Origin of the sequence: Prosthecobacter sp. (assembly GCF_044236155.1) — a bacterium.
In the GTDB taxonomy this organism is placed as follows: domain Bacteria; phylum Verrucomicrobiota; class Verrucomicrobiia; order Verrucomicrobiales; family Verrucomicrobiaceae; genus Prosthecobacter.
This window is the reverse complement of sequence record NZ_JBIIHA010000001.1, coordinates 293,002-309,617: the sequence shown is the minus strand read 5'-3', so window position 1 is coordinate 309,617 and position 16,616 is coordinate 293,002. Positions and strand designations below refer to the sequence as shown.

Sequence of the window (16,616 nt, the reverse complement as noted above, 5' to 3'; positions counted from 1 at the left end):
TCACACCTCAAACAGATGCAGCGGCGATGCGTTCGTCTTGTAGCTGCCATCCTTCGCCAGCGACTTGCCGTTGCCATTGCTGTCCCGGTTGGTTGACGTGACCACGAAATGCCTGCCATCGGGATGCAGTGCCAGGGCGTGACAGTTTGCCATCTTCTTGTTCTCGTGAAACGCCTCATTCTCCGCCGGATCGAGCAGAAAAAGCTGCCCACTACCCGGCGTGCCAGAACTCACCGCCATCAAGCAGCCAGAAGCATGCTGCACAAGATCGTGAACATAGCCTTCCTTGTTCGTGCCATGCGTGACAGTCTTCGTGAGTTTGCCCGTGGCCGTGTCGAAGAACAAAATCGTCGGAATGCTCTGCGGCGTGGCGCCATTTTGCGGCGTCGTTCCCGCCGCGAGCAAAGTTCTGCCGCCGTCGATGTGCAGCAGGACTCGCAAGCCGCCGAGATCCTGAATGCGATCCAGCTTGTAGAGGACCGAGGCATCAAACGAGCGCAGTTTCTTCTTCAAGGCCGCGTCCCAGGTCTCAATCCGCCCGCGCATGTCGCCAAACGTGATCTCATGGTTCATCGTCAGCGCATACACATCTTCGCCCACCTGGTATTCGGCCAACATCTTGCCATCAGCGGCATTCCACACGCGAACGAAGCCATCTTTGCCACAGGTCACGATTCGACCGCCATCGATTGAAGTCGCGATTTGCCGCAACCAGCCGTCGTGAGCTGTTTCGAGCCGCCAGACGACTTTCTCGCCTTCAAAACACGCCAACTGCCCCCAAGAGTCCGCCGCGAACAAACGCGGTTCCTTCGGATGAAACGCCAGCGCGGTCGTGTAACCGTGAAAACCAGCCAATGGGCCCAACGGCGTCAGATTCTTGCCATCAAAGGTCCAGCGCCGCACCACAGGCTCATATCCCACCGACGCGAGCAACGCGCCATCCGGGCTGAATCGAGCCGCGCTGATTTGACGCTCCGATTTGAACTCGGCGACCTGTTTCGGCTCCAGTTTCATGCCAGCGCCTCCTTGATCGCCATCATCTCATCATGCGCGATGGGTAGCGGCTGCCCGGCGTTATCGAACTCCACTTTGTGCGAGTCAATGCCGAGCGCCTGATACCAGGTGTGGAACGCCGCTCCGATGTCGTAGGGCCGCGATTTCACCTCCGTGCCCTTGTCATTCGTTTCTCCAATGACAGCACCATGTTTCACGCCGTGGCCCGCCATGGCGATGCTCCACGCCTCCGGCCAGTGGTCGCGACCCACATGGCCGTTGATGCGTGGCGTGCGGCCGAATTCACTCAAACAAAGCACGAGCGTCGTCGTGAGCAGCCCGCTGGCTTCCAGATCCTCCAGGATCGAGCTGAAGGCCTGGTCGAACTTCGGGATCATCGTGGTCTGCGAATTGAAGTGGTCCCCATGTGTGTCCCAGCCGTAACTCGTCACTTTCACGAAGCGCACACCCGCCTCCAGCATCTGCCGCGCCACGAGCATGTGCTGGCCGAAGTCGTGACGCCCATAGCGGTCGCGATCGCGCTCCGGCAGCTTGGATGTGTCAAAGATGTCCGCACGGGCCATCAACTTCTCCGCCATGTCGAAGACGGACGCGTTGGCCTCGACGACACGCTTGTCATGCTTCGCAGCGAAGCGTTTGTCGAGCATTGCACGCAGTTCATTGCGAGCCGCGTCCTGGTCGGCGCTCACCTCGGCATGGCGCAGGAGGTTTTCCGGCGGTTTGCCATCGCCGAAGGCCAGCGAGCCGTATTTCGGCCCGAGGAAGCCCGCGTCCTCCGCTTTGAAGCCACCGCTGCCCGGTTTGATCCATACATACGGCGGCAATCCGCTCGCGCCGGGCCCCAGCAGCTTCGCCACGCCCGCGCCGAAGTGCGGATACGGCACGCCGCGGTTTTTCGGATCACCGCGCTGAATGCGGTCCACGCCGGAGGAGTGCGCGTTGTCCTTCGTGGACATGCTGCGCACCACGCAGAGCTTGTGCGCCTGCTTCGCCAGCTTTGGCATCAACTCACTGAAGTGCACGCCAGGCACGCTGGTCTTGATGCTGCGGAAGGGCCCGCCGAACTCGGTGTTCGGTTTCGGGTCCCACGACTCAAGCTGCGACAAACCACCGTCCAGCCACACAAACAGCACCTGCAAATCCCGCTTCTTCATCGCCTCCGCGAAAAGCGGCGACGCCAGCATTCCCAACCCGCCGCCGAGGAAGGCTCGGCGGGAGAAGGTGTGATCGCGTGGCGTGCAGAGCATGGTGCCAATACGGCGTGGCAGCGGAATTCGTTCACCGGGCGGCCGCCTGGCGCAGCAATGCCGCACGATCGATGGACAAAATCGGGGGCGGCAGGTCGTTGCCGTCGATATCCTTGCCACCTGGGCGGCGGCTGACTGCGTAAAGGGCCTGCGGAGTCACGATCAGGCCGGTGAGGCTCGAGTCAGCGGGCAGATCAATGCAGCCGCGATAGCTGCGGGTCGGCTTGTGGACGGCCAGCAAATAGTTTTCACGTCTCTGCCCGGTCTGCGGGGGAACCGCTGGACGAAAATACTCCGCCGCGATCCACAACCACTCGCCATCGTGCTCCAGCATGGCGTAGTTGTGGCCGAGGAGATCGGCTGGCAGCGAAATCGACACCGGCGCGCTGCCATCGGGTGGAATGTGGGAGACGTTTTGATCGGCCATGACCCAGAGTCCCTCGGCATCGGCCTTGCCGCCGCTGTGGGAGGCTGGCGCGGATAAAACGGTCCATGTTTCCGACATCGTGTCATGGACGCGCAGGCTGAACGCGCGTCCGTTGACATCCGAGCGGCAGTACAAGTGCCTGCCATAGCCCGCGAGTCGCCTGACGGTTGTCATCTTCCAGTCCGTCGGGACAAGCCGCCAGCCGCGCTGCGCGTGATAAGCGGCGATGACCGGCTGGTCTGGCTGCTTTTCCCCGGAGACGAAAAATTCATCCCCCGCATAGGCACCGTGTGTGCCGTGGCTGAAAGGCACGCCGTCGGAGGCTTTGAAGGTGTGAAGGCGCTTCGTGGGAAGATGAATGCGGCTCATGCCACGATTCGGGTCGCTCATCCACAGCACGCCTGGTGCTTCGGCGAAAAAATCGACGCGAAACTGCTCTTTGAACGGCGATGGCTCGAGTGGCAGGAGTTTGGCCCCCGGTGGCACCCAGGCGGCGATCATGGTTTCGTTACCAAACTGGCGATGCGGCTGATACTGCAGATTCAGCAAAGCAAATGCACCGGCGGAGAAGGCGGCCTCGACACGATAGTTGCGCGAGTCTCCCCAGGGGCCGGTCAGCGGCAAAGGCTCGATCTTCACATCGAAGCGCGGTGATTTTGCCGTGGCAGGTTTGGCAGCCATCGGCGTCGGAGAAGCTGGGGGTGGGCTTTTGGCGCTCTCCATCAGCGGCAGGTTGTTTCCCGTCACACGGATGCCCGCCAGTGAAAGCGCGGCCAGCCCAGCATCGCGCTGACCAGCCTCGTCAAAATGGCGCAGCAGGTGATTCCGGATGTCGATCACATAGCCGGGATTCTCACCCGCCTTTTCCTTCCGCGCCTCCGCGAACGCGGCTTTCGCCACCTCCAGTCGTGCATCCAAAGGCAGATACAGGTCCACTTTGCCAATGAAGTAGTCCTCAAACGGCAGCGGCTGTTTCACATCGGGGTCGCCGACGAGCTTCATGAAGCGGCGTGTGCTCTCGACACTCATCTCCCGCAGCCAGCGTTGCCGCACGTCCGGCGGCAGGCCGTCCGGTATCGACGTGTTGTTGTTGGAGAGAAAACGAACGATCTCCGAAATGAGCCCGTGCCAGCAGCGCTTCGGATAGTCAGCTGCACCCTTGCCGGAGGCGAAGGGGAGCTTCCCTGCCAGTTCGAATTCATACGCCGGGAAGTCCTTGAAACCGAAACGCGCCACATGCGCATCCCAGTCCGCCTTTCGCTGCCAGAGACTCCAGAAATGATGCGGCGTGGCCGTCTCGCGCGAGGGGCTGAAGTACACCGCCTTGTTCCAGCGCTCGATAAGCCAGCGCGCAGCGATCTTGCCATCGTCCGGAGCGAAGAATCGCGCCGCGTCGAGCAGCTTCACGCTTTGTCGCCAGCGGTTCAGCGTCCAGGCGGGAATGACGCCACCGAGCGGCATGTTGCCCTGTCCTGCGATCCACTCCGTAGCGTGATCAAACAACACCTTGGCCGCTTTACGGCCGTCTGTGGCTTCAGCGGCAGGCAACGCGCTCAAAACCTCGTCTGCGAGCTTTTTCGCTGCGGTTTCGAGCTGTGGCACCGTGGTGTCGGCGCTGAACTTCTGACCGCCTGACAGCTCAAAGGTGATCTTCACAGGCATTTCGGCAAAGGGCGTGGTGAGAGGGCCCGTTTCCTCGATCCAGCCCCAGAGATAATGATCCGCCACTTTTTGCCAGGCATTGCCTTCGAGCTGTGCGAGACCGCTGACCGCGAGTTCTGCCTCCGAATGAGCGTCCGACGTTCCATGGAGATTCAAAATGCGCAGTTTCTTGCCACTCGCGGCGGCTTGGAACACCTCGATCAAGCGCGCAGCCTGCAGATCGAGACGTGAAGTGTGCTGGGTGCGGTTGCCGATGAACAGCGGTGCCACCACCGTCTGCTGGCGTGTCGCGGCGAGCCGGAGGCGTGCCTCCGAGAGCATCTCACGCGCCGCTTTCCCTGCCTGCTGCAGCACCTCGGGTGTGATCGTGAATGGAGCAGCGGGTGGCTGCTGGATGGGAAACTTTCGCCGCGCCAGCACATCGCCACGCAGCGCGTCGATCACCCGCAGCGTGATCTGGCGGCCCAGTCCCTCATCGGGACTGAGACTGCCCGTGAGGAGCACATCCGCCTTCACCCAATGGCCGATGGCGAGACTCTGTGCAGGAGAAATCAGGCCGCTGCCGTTCAGCGTGAGCTCTTTCTCCGCACGGTCGATCTCGGTGCGCTCCACCCACTTCACACCGCTTTCGTTTTCGAGCTGTGCCTGCAGGAGGGCGGCAAAATCATGCGTCGCGTCGATGCTTTGATGCCAGGCCTCATGCGTCGTGCTCAGTGGCGTGAGCGCAGCGGTCAGCAGCGGCAGAGTGCCGTTGGTTTTCGGGACGGGAGGCAGGGCGGGCTCCTCCGCCACGGGTTCGACCTCTGGAGTCGGGCTCAGGCCATGCGCCTTCAGCGCTGCAGCGGCTTTTGTCTGACCGTGCAACAGCGCGAGATCGAGCGCGTTGTGGCGGCGCTCGTCAAAGGCTGTCTTCCGCGCGCCCGCCTGCACCAAACGCTCGATCATTTCCACGCGGCCGAGCATGGCGGCCATCATGAGCGGCGTGCGGCCAGCGTAGTCTGCCACATCCACCTTGGTCTTGTTCTTGAGATAGAACTCCATGGCGTCCGCATGACCGCCGATCACCGTGTGATGAAGCTGCGTGAGCTTGGCAGCATCGGCACAACTGAGATGCTTCCCATTGCCGGCGTGTGTGTGCAGCTCATTGAGGATGGCCCGGTTTCCCACGGCTGCCGCGGGCGCGAGCACGCAATGCGCGTCTTTGTCGAAATGATAAAAGCCGGTCGCGCACAGGCGCTTCACCTCGAAGAGGTCGCTTTTGCGAATGGCGGCCAGCAAGGCCGCCACGGGATCGTCCGCAGGCGGTTTCAGCCCCTTCGCGGCGAGTTTTTGCAGAACACCGGCATCGCCCCAGTGCCAGGCATCGCGCAGGATTTCAGCCTGCTTGCCCGCGAGCGGAGCGTTCGCTGCCAGGAGAAGCTCAAAACACTGTGGAGTCGGCAAGTAGGACGCAAAATGAAAGGCACCGTTGCCGAGAGTGTTCACGTGGTCGGTTTTTGCGCCGAGCTCGATGAGTTTCCGAATCACGGCCGGGTGATCTCCACGCACAGCACTGATAAGAGGCGGATTGCGATACTGCCCGGACAGCGCGTTGATGTCCGCGCCGTTCTTGATGAGCAGTTCGACGACAGGCGTGTTGCCACCACCCGCCGCCACATGGAGCGGTTTGATATGGTCGTATCCGTCGCTGATCTCCAGCGCCGTGTTCACATCAAAACCCGCATCGAGGACCAGTTGGAAAACCTCCGCTGTGCCATAAAGCAGCGCCACGCGCGCTACTCCGTTCTGAGCAAGGTCTTTGGCGTCAATCTTGCCTCCTGCGGCGATCAGCAGCCGCATCGTGGCCGCGTCCGCGTTACGAGCGCAGATCGAGAGCGCCGTGACGCCGTCGAAATCGCGCGCGTTGGCATCCGCGCCGAGTTTCAGCAATTCCGGGACGATCTGCGTCTGAAAGGTGTTCAGCGCGTGCATCAGTGGCGTGAAGCCACGCGGATCCCGGGCGTTGATATCCGAGCCTTTGGCCAAAAGCGCTCGCACAGCAGCGACATCGCCCATGCACGCGGCCTTCCAGATGCCATCCGGGCGGTAAATATCTCCCCAAGCAATGCCGACGAGCATTGCGAACGCGATGAAGGCCTTTTTCATCACAGCTTGGCGAAGAATCCGGTGACAAGGCGGTCAGCGACACTGCGGCCCGCTTTTTGCAGCGCGGATTTGCCGGCGATGTTCTCGGCGAGATCGACAGCGGCGCTGGTCTGGCGATCGACATGGATTTTTTCGCGTTTGGCGTCGGCGACCTTCACTTCGAGGCGGGCTTTGCAGAAGATCATCTGACCACGCTGCCCGGCGCGTTCGCTAAATGCCTCTCCCTCGATGGTGTAGTCGGCGGGGCCGCTTTCGACGAGCTTGAAGCCAAGTTCCTGCAAAACACGCTGAACTTCGGTCTGCGCGGCGGGATCTGGCACGCGGCGGGAGATGTGCTCCTCTGGAATGGCGATCCGCACACTCGGGCGCGCACCTCCGGCTGGCAGCGTTTTCTTCAGACGGGCGATCATCGCCTCCCAGGTCTCCTCCTGCGCGGTGAAGGCCGCCTTTGGATCACGCAGGCGTGCGGCGATGTCATCGCTCATCTTCTTCGCCGCTGCATCAATGCCATTGGCGTCGGCAAACTCGCCCGAAACTGAAACGACTCGGCTGGTCTCGACGCCGATCACTTTCGCCACCGCCATCCGCTTCCCACCGACGGTCATGAGTCGTCCGCTGACCAGCACCTGCGCACCGGTGATGTGGCCGATCTTTGCTGCGGTGGCATTGTCGATCGTGCCGGTGAGCGAGAGCTCCTGCTCGCCGAGCACTTTGTCGATTTCGGCGCGCTCGACCATTTGCAGCTCAGGATTGGCCGACAAGTGCATACCGAGCAGCAGCGTGAGCTTTTCGGCCTCCGCCTCGGCGTCTTTGGCCGCGCCGAGTCCTAGCACAGCAACACTGAGCGGTGCCGGCTCAGCAGCGGTGAGTGAAACGAATGACAGCAGGCTGCCGACGAGGAGGATGAGGCGTGTTTTCATGGTTTGCTGAGGTCGAGGATGGTTTGTTGAACGAGGGGCGAGGTTGGAAAACGGGTCAGGAAGGCCGTGGGCACGATGATGAGGCGGCCCGCTCCAGCAGGTTTGACGAGCGTGGTGCCACGCAGGCCGGGAAGATCAGCGAAAACCACGTGGCACTGGTCCGCAGCGAGAGCCTGCGACTTGAGCGGCTCGATCTCGGCGGAGGATTTCGCCCGGGTGAAGCGGATGCCTTTCCAATCGGTGCTCGGGACGATCTTGTCGGCCTCAAAGGCCGTGCGGAGCGGCTGGAGCGCCTCGTGCTCGTCGATCGTGACGGGTGGATACACCGGCAACACGCGCTCGGGAAAAATGCGGACGACGACATTGCCCGCTGCGTCACCCGATTGCCATTTCACGATGAAAACGGCCACGCGAGCGGCTTTCGGCAGTGACAGGGTCTGGCGCGCCTGGGTGGCGATTTCTCCTGCTTTGACCTGCGCAGGCAGTTCAAAGTTCAAGTCCTTCAACGGCACGGCGAGGCTCGATGAAGCCTGGAAAACCTGCCCCCGGATGACCACCTTGCTCTCTGGAAGAGCGTGGATGTCCCACGTCAGCTCACACGGCTGATCGGCAAACAGATCGACCTCCTCGCGTGTGGTAATGAACTCCTCGGCCCGCACGTTTAGAGCAAGCAGGCAGGCAAGAATGGCGGCGAATCGAATCATGGAACAAATCGGGCGCGGAGTGCCCGCAGCGCCTCATGCGCAGGTGTTGGCAGGGCGGCACGGTTGAGGACGAGGTCGCGCTCCTGTTTGAAAAGCAGCGCCAGGTAGAGGTCCTCCTGGGAAGCGGCTTGCTGCATCTCCTTCTCCAGAGCGGCAACGTAACCCGCGCTGACAGAAGTCGCAGCCCCGGCAGCAGGCGGCGGCGGTGTGGTGGCCTTCGCCGCTACCACAGGCACCTTCTCTTGAAGCGCCAGCACGCGCACGCGGTTGTCTCCCGTCATCTGGCGGGAAGGTCGGGCGCTCGGGTCCGAATACGTGCTGCCGCCCATCGCGATCCAGTCGCCCTCGCCACTGCCCGCCACGGTACTGCACTGCCCCTTCTCAAATCGCACCTCATCCAGCTTGCGCCCGGAGATGGCATCAAATCGCTGGAGCATGCCGTCATCACTCGCCGTGAGGATCTGAGCATTTCCCAGCCAGCTCAATGAGGGCAACGTGCCAGCCTGCGGGCTGATCTGCAGCGGCGACTGGCCTGGCGTGAGTGGAATCACAAACAACTCGGCGCGCGTGATCAGCGCGAGGTTTTTGCCATCGGGAGATACCACCATTCGCGCGACACGACCGACGCTGCCGGGCAGTTTCAGCGCCTCAGCGGGTTTGAGACCGTTGAAGGTTGAAAACTCATTCTTCGTGGACGGGATCAGCAGACGTCCGTCTGGCAGATAGGCGAGCGTCTCGACTGTTTCCGACAGGTCAAAGCCGCCCTGCGGACTGCCATCTCGCGCGGAGAACAGATCGACGTGCTTGCCAGCGACGAGCGCGGCGATGTTTTGCCCGTCAGGGCTCGCTGTGACAGCGTAGTAGTAACTGGGAGCCTTCTGCGAATGCTGCAACGCCAGCGGCTGCGTGGTTCCGACGACCCACTTGCCGTTGGTGCATGCGACAAAGCGATTCCCGCCATCAATCACCTGCAAGGAGCGCACGAAGCCGGGACCGACGCTCATGGTGTCCAGATTATGCCCCCGAGGAACATCCCACAGCATGATCTGCCCACCCCAGTCTGCGGTGAGCAGTTGCCCGCCGCCAGCAGGCAGCCACACCGACTCTCTGACCGCATCGCGATGGCCCGCGAGATCAATCCAACGATCCGGGCTCAAACCCACCTCCGCCCGTGCTAACGAGACAAAACCAGCCAACGCGATGAAGACGGAGACATTCATGCTGAGCGAATGATCTGCGGGAAATATCAAAAATGCCGCCAAAGGGCAATCATTATCCCACCACGGCTCAGAAAGCCTGCCTTAGTGATTCACAAAGAACTCGGTCGAGCTGAAAAGCGCCCACGCAGAATCGCTCAGGGCCTGCTGCTTGTTGTTGCTGCGTTTGGCCAGCCAGTCGTGGAGCTGTTTCGTTTCATCCGCCTCAGGCAGACGTGTGAGGACGGTGAGATACAACTCCTCGGTGGGATCGGGTAGCTTCGCGAGGCGGTCGATGAGATTGCCTGCGCGCGGCTTCAGCGCCCACTGCACGTGATCGCTGTTGCGGAGGAAGAGCGCACTGCGCAGCGAGGGGTTCGCCGCGAGCTCGGGCTCCTTCGCGGGATTTGCCAGCGCGGCGGCGAAGGCTTTTTGGAAGTCGGCGAGGCTGTATTTGGCCGCATCGACATTCACATCAGGCTTCGTGTTCTTTTCGAGGCGTTCGGCTTCGCCGGTAGCGGTGAGAAAGGCGCGCAACTGCTGTTCGGCGATGAGATGACGCTGCGTGGCATCGGCGCGCTGGTAGTGCTTCGTGAGCGCGATCTCGCGGATGAGCCAGCGCAGGTCGAAGTGGTGCTCGGTGAGCGATTTGCCGAGCAGATCGAGCAATTCGGGATGCGCAGGCGGATTCTCGGTGTGGTGGAGATCGAGCGGCTCGACGATGCCTTTGCCCGTGAGCAGCCACCAGACGCGGTTGGCGATGTTTTTGGCAAATAGCGCGTTCTCCGGCGCTGGCAGGCGCGTGGCGATCTCCCGCAGCGGACTGAACTTCGGCTGGCCGACTTCTTTGGTTTTGCGGTCAGGTTTGACCAGCCAAGCGTCGTCGCCCGTGGAGGCGGGAATCATCACCTCCTCGCCAAATGGGACGCGAGGCGCTGTCTGGCCTTTTTTATCCGTCAAAACGGAGACGAACTCGTATTTCGCGGCGATGAGGCCCTCGCTGACCCACGGCGTCTTGTGCTTCTCGTCGGCGGTTTGCAGCTTGAGGTTTTGATAGACGGCGAAGAGGCCGTTGAAGTCGATCTGCTTGTAATCATCGACACTGAGATGCCGGTGGCACTGGCAACACTGCAAGTCGATACCCATGAACATGCGGCCGACATCGCGCGTGAGCCCCGGATAGTCCGTGTCCTGCTGCCCGACCTTCTCCAGCCGCCGCGTGATGAAGTAGCCCGCGCCGCGCTTCTTCTCGTCGAGAAAATCCGGTGCCAGCATCTCACGCACCATCGCGTCCCAAGGCTTGTTCGTTTTGAAACACTCCGTCAGCCAGGCCTTCCACGCGTCATTTTCGCCGCGACGCTCCATGAGCATCACATGAAACGCGTCCGCCATGCGCGTGGCGAAACGGGATGCGTTCATGAGCCGCTCGATGAGCTTTGCGCGCTTGTCCTTCGCCTTGTCGGCCAAAAAGGCACGTGCCTCGGCCGCCGTGGGAATGCCACCATCAAAATCGAGCCACACGCGGCGCAGAAACGTGGCATCGTCAGCCTGCGTGCCCCTCACTGCCATCAGAGCGTCCACCTTCGTGGCCAGCGCATCGTCACCAGCCCATGAGGTGGTGATTAAGACAGCAAACCAGAGGACATGCCGGAACATGGAGCTTGATACGGCCTGTGGCAGGTTTGTTTTGCCGGCGCTTTCGATGTTTGGCAGCCTACTCCGCGCTCTTCGGGTCGAACGCGTCGCGCAGGCCGTCACCGAGGAAGTTGAGCGCGAGCAGACTGGCGGACATGAGGAGGGCGGGAAAAACGAGGAGCCACCATTTGCTTTCGAGCGGGTTGATGACCTGCGCGCCGTCCTTGAGCAGAGAGCCCCAGCTCGCGGCGGGATCCTCGATACCGAGACCGAGGAAGCTGAGAAAGGATTCGTCGAGAATGACGGCGGGAATCGTCAGCGTGAGGTAGGTGAGGATGATGGTGCTGAGATTTGGCAGCAGATGACGCCGCAACACGCCCCAGCTCCCCTGCCCCATCGCTTTCGATGCGGTAACAAAAGTCATCTCGCGCAACACGAGCACCTGGCCGCGCACAATGCGCGCCATGGTGAGCCATTCGACGAGTCCGAGCGAAACAATCATCACCAGCACCTTCGAATAGGCCTTCAAGTCACTCATGGCGGATGCAAACCGGGGCCAGTCGTGCGCCTGCGCGGCAAGACGCCAGCCATCAACCCATTCCTTCACATAATCATCGAGCGCGGCGATGAGGATCATGATGAAAAGGATGCGCGGCACGGACTGCAGCACCTCGATGGCGCGCATCATGAACGCATCGACACGCCCGCCCGCATAGCCGCTGATCATGCCGTAGAGCGTGCCGATGACGAGGCTGATGAGCGCGCCGACCACACCAACGCCGAGCGAGACACGGGCTCCGGAGAGCAGACGGTAGAGCATGTCCTGGCCGTTCACATCCGAGCCGAGGACATGCTGCGCCGAGGGCGGCGTGAAGGAGGCGCTGCTGGTGATTTTCAGCGATGCCGGCAGCAGAACCGGCACGATGATGGCGATGAGCGAAAGCGCGGCGAGAAACCAGAGCGCCATCATCGCGGCGCGGTTTCGCCGCAGGATCTGCCAGCCGTCCGGCCGGGCGATTCGTGCTGGGGCGGCGGCATCAGGCATACAGTTTGATGCGTTTGTCCAGCAGCGTGTAGATCACATCCACCAGCAGGTTGAAAAGCACGAGCAGAACGCAGTAAACGATGACCGCGCCGCCGAGCAGGAAGACATCGCGGTTCTGGATCGAGTTCACGAAGATCATGCCGGCCCCGGAGATGTTGAAAACACTTTCCACGATCATTGATCCGGTGAGCAGATGAGCGGCGAGCGGGCCGAGGAAGGTGACAACGGGCAGGATGGCCACTTTGACCGCATGGCCGGCCACGGCCTGTGTCTCCGAGAGGCCTTTGGCGCGCGCGGTGCGCAGGAAATCGCTCTTCAAGACATCGAGCAGGCTGTTGCGCATCAAGCGGGCGACATAGGCGACGTAAGGCGCGGCGAGGCAGACCGCGGGCAGGACCATCTGGCTTGCCGTCCCCCAGCCGCCCACCGGCAGCCAGCCAAGCCACAACGCGACCACGGCGATCAAAAACGGGCCGCTGATGAACGACGGGATCGAAATGCTCAGCAACGCGGCGAACATGGCCGTGCGGTCGATCCATGTGTCTTTCCTCATCGCCGCCAGGCTGCCGAGCAGCACGCCAGCGCCGCTGGCGATCACAAATGCCAGCGTGCCGAGCGCGAAGGAGTTCGGCATTTTCTGCCGCAAAAGCTCCGACACACGCCAGTCGCGGTAACGCGTGGACAAACCGAGGTCGAAGCGCGCGAGCGAGCCGACATAAGCGGTGTATTGATCCCACACGGTGCCGTTGAGCTTGTAGCGCGTGAGCAGCGCCTCCTTGATGTGCGGCGGCGGCTCCTTCTCCTTGTCAAACGGGCCGCCTTTCGTGATGCGGGCCAGGACAAACGTGATCGAGATCACACAAAAGATCACGATCACGCTGCTGAGGGCGCGGCGGAGGAGAAAGGAAAGCATTGGCAAAATGTCGAATGACGAATGCGGAATGTCGAATGCTCAATCACGCGAGCCACCAGCAAAAACTGCCGCTGGGAACGGGCAGAACGTCCTTTGTGCCGCGGAGCTGCATCTCACCGTGCTCCAGCATGCCGCCATTCCGGCCAAATTGCTGCAGCAGCAGGTGGTGCAGCGAGATGGGCGTCAGTTCCGGCGTGTGGCACGACAGCAGGACACCGAGCGGCTCGGGTGAGAGCAGTTTGCCGAGCAGCGCGAGGAGCGGCGGCAGGTCGTTTTCAATTTTGAAGACCTCCCCCTTCGCGCCACGGCCATAGCTGGGAGGATCCAGGATGAGCAAGTCGTATTGCCGCTCGCGACGATGCTCGCGCTCGAGAAATTTCGTCACATCATCGACGATCCAGCGGACTGGCTTGTCGTCGAGACTGTTGAGCGCGGCATTTTTGCGTGCCCAGTCCACCATGCCCTTAGAAGCGTCCACATGGCAGACCTCCGCGCCCGCATGCGCCGCTGCGAGCGTGCTGCCGCCGGAGTAGGCGAAGAGATTCAGCACCCGCGGCGCGCGATCGTGCTTTTTGCGATAGGCAGCACAGGTTTCACGGATGCGCCGCCACTGGTCGCGCTGCTCAGGAAAGATTCCAAGATGTCCGAAGTCGGTGGAGCTGAGCTGAAACTTCGTGCCATCGACCTCGATGGTCCATGTCTCGGGCAGCTTGTCGCGTCCGCGCCACTGGTTGCCGCCGTCGCGGAAGAAGGTGGCGGTCACTTTCTGCCAGTCAGTCTTCGGAAGCGTCTGCCGCCAGACCGCCTGGGCACAGGGGCGGGACAGCACGACGCCTCCGAAGCGTTCGAGCTTCTGAAACGCGCCGCTGTCGAGGAGTTCGTAGCCGTTTGGATCGGACATTGTTTGGAAATGCTTTTGGCCTCGAATCAGGGCCGAATCAACGTGCGTTTGATCTTGTCAGCGGAAGGAGCTCCTCGTAGCTTTTCTACCCCTCCAACCTGACCACCCAGCCATGCTGCTCAAAAAGAAAGCTTTTGCCCGTGCCGGCCTGATCGGCAATCCTTCGGACGGTTACTTCGGCAAGACAATCTCCTTCATCATCCGCGACTTCTGGGCGGAGGTGACCTTGTTCGAGTCGCCCGAGTTGCGGATTTCACCAAGTGATCGGGATGATTCTGTGTTCGACAGCATCGCAGACCTGACGCGCAACGTGCGGCAGTTCGGTTACTACGGTGGCATCCGCCTGCTGAAGGCGGGCGTGAAGCGCTTCTTCGAATACTGCCAGAAGCACGGCATCCCGATGCACGACCGCAACTTCACGCTGCGCTACCGCACAAACATCCCGCCGCAGGTGGGCATGGCCGGCTCCAGCGCGATCATCACGGCCTGCTGGCGCGCCTTGATGGAATTCTACGGCGTGGAGATTCCAAAACAGCTCATCCCCAGCCTCGTGCTGGCGGTGGAGAATGAGGAACTCGGCATCCCGGCTGGACTGCAGGACCGCGTGATCCAGAACTACGAGGGGGTCGTGTTCATGAACTTCGACCGGGATCACATCGCAAAGCACGGCCACGGCCTCTATGAGGAACTCGACCCCGCCTCGCTACCTCCGGTCTATGTGGCTTACACGACACGTCTCAGCGAGGGCACCGAGGTGCTTCACAACGATCTGCGCGCGCGATGGAACATCGGCGACAGTGAGGTGGTCAATGCGATGAATACCTGGGCCGGCTACGCCCAGCAGGTGCGCGACCTGCTTGTGGCCGGACGCGGACGCGAGATTGGTCCGATTTTGAATGAGAACTTCAATCTCCGACGCCGCATCTGCAAACTTAGCCAGGGCAATGTGGACATGGTTGAAGCAGCACGCAGCGTGGGAGCCAGCGCTAAGTTCACGGGCAGCGGCGGCGCCATCGTGGGCACTTACGAGGACGACGCGATATTTGAGAAGCTCAAGACCGTGCTCGAACCCATGCAGGTGGCGGTGCTGAAGCCGCAGGTGCTGCCGACCGCATGATCAATCCGCCTCCGGACGCGGATCACGCGAGAGAAGCGCCTTCATGCCTTCTTTTGCGGGCTTGCCCTGGTGAAGGACGGCGTAAATCTCGTCGAGCAGCGGCGTGCGCACGTTTTTCTCCTTCGCGGCCCGGTGGAGGCTAGCGGTGTTCAGCACACCTTCGGCGACCATGCGTGTGCTGGCGATGATCTCATCCAACGGCCTGCCCTGGCCCAGCAACAAACCCACGCGATGATTCCGACTGTGCTCGGAGTAACACGTCGCCATCAGATCTCCGACACCACTGAGGCCGTAAAACGTCTCGATCCTGCCGCCTTCAGCCACGCCGAGACGGACCATCTCGGCAAGGGCTCGCGTGACGAGCGCGGCGATGGCGTTGTCGCCGAGCTTCAAGCCAAGGGCGATGCCGGCGGCGATGGCATACGGATTTTTCATCGCTCCGGCCCACTCGGCGCCGGTGATGTCATCCGTGGTGTAGGTGCGGAAAAACGGCAGCGTGAAGCAATGTTGCACCGCCTTGGCGATCTCGTCATCCGCACAGGCCACGACGGCGGCGGTGGCGAGCCGGTTCGCCACTTCTTCGGCATGATTCGGCCCCGTCAATACGGCCAGCGGGACGCCGGGGATCGATTCGCCGATCATCTCGCTCATGCGGCGGCCGGTTTCGAGTTCGATGCCCTTCGCGCAGGAGACCAGCACGCGAGCCTTCGACGCCGCCTTGCTCTTGGCAACGAGTTCCGCGGTGGTCCGCATGGCCTTGGAGGGAACCACAAACACGAGAATGTCCGCGGGCTGCAAGGCCGCGAGATCCGAGCTTACGGTGATGTTTTCAGGCAGTTGCAGACCGGGCAGGTAGCGCTCGTTGCGGCGCATTTCGCGGATCTGCGCCATCAATTCTGCATCGCGGCCCCAGAACTGCACTTCCAGGCCGCGCAGCGACAACACGGATGCAAGCGCGGTGCCCCAACTCCCGGCGCCGATGACTGTGGCGGACTGGATCATGCCTGCGGCCTTTTCTTGGTGAATGCCTTGCTCTCGGTGCCGGCGAGAAGGCGCTGGATGTTCGAGCGATGACGGACAAAGGCCAAAATCATGACCACAATGCCGAATCCAAGCAGCACATAGTCCCAGCGGCCCTCACGATGCATCTGCACCGCCATCCCCGTGGGCACACCGACCGCGGCGGCCAGCGAACCGAGCGAAACATAGCGGAATGCGAATAGGAAAGTTAAAAATCCGATCCAGCCGCCAATCATGCCGGCCAGCGAGATGCCCGCCAGCACACCGCAGGTGGTGGCGATGCCCTTCCCGCCTTTGAAGCCGAGCCAGAAGGTGAACATGTGGCCGAGCACGGCCGCAAAACCGGTCAGCACCTTGCCCACGGTGACCACCTCGACATCCGCACCGGTTTGGGCGAGCCAGCCAGCCGCCAGCCACACCGGCAGCCATCCCTTGATCACATCGAGAATAAAGACCGGGATGCCGATCCCCTTCCCCAGGACGCGAATCGCATTCGTGGCTCCAATGTTGCCGCTACCATGCTGGCGGATGTCGATGCCCTTCAGTTTCCCGGCGAGGTAGCCAAACGGCACAGAGCCGCAAAGATAGCCGCAACCGATGCTGGCAAGAATGGCGGTGGTGGTGGTCATGGAGGAGGGCCTCTACTAGCCGAAAGCAGAGCGATCTGGCA

General features: G+C 61.7%; 13 protein-coding genes. 1 reads left to right on the top strand and 12 read right to left on the bottom strand.

The window, feature by feature from the left end; genetic code table 11:
* From ACILSE_RS01240 to ACILSE_RS01195, 10 genes are all read right to left on the bottom strand, one after another.
* Positions 1-1,014: a WD40 repeat domain-containing protein gene (locus ACILSE_RS01240; protein WP_395715518.1), complete on the bottom strand. Its 1,014-nt coding sequence runs from the start codon at positions 1,012-1,014 to the stop codon at positions 1-3.
* Positions 1,011-2,261, bottom strand: a complete 1,251-nt coding sequence (locus ACILSE_RS01235; protein ID WP_395715517.1) for a DUF1501 domain-containing protein — start codon at positions 2,259-2,261, stop codon at positions 1,011-1,013. Before ACILSE_RS01235 ends, ACILSE_RS01240 begins: the two co-directional genes overlap by 4 nt.
* A 31-nt stretch (positions 2,262-2,292) precedes the next feature.
* Entirely contained in the window at positions 2,293-6,495 is a 4,203-nt protein-coding gene (locus tag ACILSE_RS01230) for an ankyrin repeat domain-containing protein (RefSeq protein ID WP_395715516.1), read from the bottom strand.
* Entirely contained in the window at positions 6,495-7,415 is a 921-nt protein-coding gene (locus ACILSE_RS01225) for a CsgG/HfaB family protein (RefSeq protein ID WP_395715515.1), read from the bottom strand. The genes ACILSE_RS01230 and ACILSE_RS01225 overlap by 1 nt, the downstream gene beginning before the upstream one ends.
* Positions 7,412-8,119, bottom strand: a complete 708-nt coding sequence (locus ACILSE_RS01220; RefSeq protein ID WP_395715514.1) for a hypothetical protein — start codon at positions 8,117-8,119, stop codon at positions 7,412-7,414. The genes ACILSE_RS01225 and ACILSE_RS01220 overlap by 4 nt, the downstream gene beginning before the upstream one ends.
* Complete coding sequence (locus ACILSE_RS01215) at positions 8,116-9,339, bottom strand: WD40 repeat domain-containing protein (RefSeq protein WP_395715513.1); 1,224 nt, start codon at positions 9,337-9,339, stop codon at positions 8,116-8,118. Before ACILSE_RS01215 ends, ACILSE_RS01220 begins: the two co-directional genes overlap by 4 nt.
* 81 nt (positions 9,340-9,420) lie before the next feature.
* Entirely contained in the window at positions 9,421-10,971 is a 1,551-nt protein-coding gene (locus ACILSE_RS01210; RefSeq protein WP_395715512.1) for a DUF1549 domain-containing protein, read from the bottom strand.
* Positions 10,972-11,029: 58 nt separating this feature from the next.
* On the bottom strand, positions 11,030-11,995 hold the full coding sequence (locus ACILSE_RS01205) for an ABC transporter permease (protein WP_395715511.1): 966 nt from the start codon (positions 11,993-11,995) through the stop codon (positions 11,030-11,032).
* On the bottom strand, positions 11,988-12,908 hold the full coding sequence (locus ACILSE_RS01200) for an ABC transporter permease (RefSeq protein ID WP_395715510.1): 921 nt from the start codon (positions 12,906-12,908) through the stop codon (positions 11,988-11,990). Before ACILSE_RS01200 ends, ACILSE_RS01205 begins: the two co-directional genes overlap by 8 nt.
* Positions 12,909-12,951: 43 nt before the next feature.
* Positions 12,952-13,809 carry a class I SAM-dependent methyltransferase gene (locus ACILSE_RS01195; RefSeq protein ID WP_395715509.1) on the bottom strand — a complete coding sequence of 286 codons (858 nt, stop codon included), beginning with the start codon at positions 13,807-13,809 and terminating at the stop codon, positions 12,952-12,954.
* A 112-nt stretch (positions 13,810-13,921) separates the two neighbouring features.
* On the opposite strand from ACILSE_RS01195, the gene ACILSE_RS01190 reads away from it, so the two are divergent.
* Positions 13,922-14,926 (top strand): mevalonate kinase, encoded by a 1,005-nt coding sequence (locus tag ACILSE_RS01190; protein WP_395715508.1) that lies wholly within the window; start codon positions 13,922-13,924, stop codon positions 14,924-14,926.
* On the opposite strand, the gene ACILSE_RS01185 is transcribed toward ACILSE_RS01190, so the two are convergent.
* Entirely contained in the window at positions 14,927-15,928 is a 1,002-nt protein-coding gene (locus tag ACILSE_RS01185) for an NAD(P)H-dependent glycerol-3-phosphate dehydrogenase (RefSeq protein WP_395715507.1), read from the bottom strand.
* Positions 15,925-16,575, bottom strand: coding sequence for a glycerol-3-phosphate 1-O-acyltransferase PlsY (plsY, locus tag ACILSE_RS01180; protein WP_395715506.1), 651 nt, complete (start codon positions 16,573-16,575; stop codon positions 15,925-15,927). Before plsY ends, ACILSE_RS01185 begins: the two co-directional genes overlap by 4 nt.
* Between the last annotated feature and the right edge of the window lie 41 nt (positions 16,576-16,616).